Genomic DNA, 861 nt, shown 5'->3' with positions numbered 1-861 from the left:
CAAGTGGCCTTCGATCTACAGATCAGCGACCAGACGATCTACAACTGGCGCGAGCAGGAGCTGATCGACACCGGTCAGAAACCCGGCATCACCTCCTCGGACCACACCGAGCTGGTCGCGGCCCGGCGCCGGATCGCTGAGTTGGAGACCGAGCTGGCCGTGACCAGGCGCGCCGCCGAGCTGTTGAGAGAGGCGGTGCCCCCAAAAGACGGTTCGAGGCCATCGCGGTAATGGCCGCCGAAGGGCTCCCCGTCCAGGTCTGCTGCCGAATCATGAACGTGTCGGAGTCGGGCTTCTATGCTTGGCGAAGTCGCCCACCCTCGGCTCGGGCGCTGAGACACCTCTGGCTGACCGAGCAGATTCGGCAGATACACGCCGCCTCCAACGGCGTCTACGGCGGCATGCGGGTGCATGCCGAACTCACGCTGGGACGCGGCATCGCGGTCGGCCATGGAGCGGTGGCCATGCTGATGAGCCGGGCCGGTATCAAAGGGCTGCCCGGTAACCGGCGGCGTCGGCCTATCCACCAGACCCCCACCGCCGCGGACCTGGTCGAGCGCCAGTTCGTCCGGGGTGCCCCCAACGAGCTGTGGGTCACCGACATCACCGAGCACCCCACCCGCGAGGGCAAGGTCTACTGTTGCGTCGTCTTGGACGTTTACTCCCGCCGGGTGGTGGGCTGGTCCATCGACTCGACGCAGACCGCCACACTGGCCACCAACGCGCTCGGCATGGCCATCGGTAACCGCACACCGCCGCCGGGGACACTGATCCACTCCGATCACGGGGTGCAATTCACCTCTTGGGCCTTCACCCAGCGTGCCAAGGCCTCCGGCCTGGTCCCGTCCATGGGTTCGATCG

Annotated in this window: 2 protein-coding genes; both read left to right on the top strand. The window is 66.9% G+C overall.

Annotated elements, in window-relative coordinates:
* On the top strand, positions 1-231 hold a 231-nt coding region (locus tag ACSDR0_RS50850), incomplete at its 5' end, for a transposase (RefSeq protein ID WP_435296176.1).
* The coding region (locus tag ACSDR0_RS50845; protein WP_435296175.1) for an IS3 family transposase at positions 231-861 on the top strand (631 nt) is incomplete at its 3' end. The genes ACSDR0_RS50850 and ACSDR0_RS50845, both read left to right, overlap by 1 nt.

The sequence above is a fragment of the Streptosporangium sp. G11 genome (assembly GCF_051192615.1).
Lineage (GTDB): Bacteria > Actinomycetota > Actinomycetes > Streptosporangiales > Streptosporangiaceae > Streptosporangium.
The sequence above is the reverse complement of the archived record's forward strand: the minus strand, read 5'-3'. Positions and strand labels throughout refer to the sequence as shown.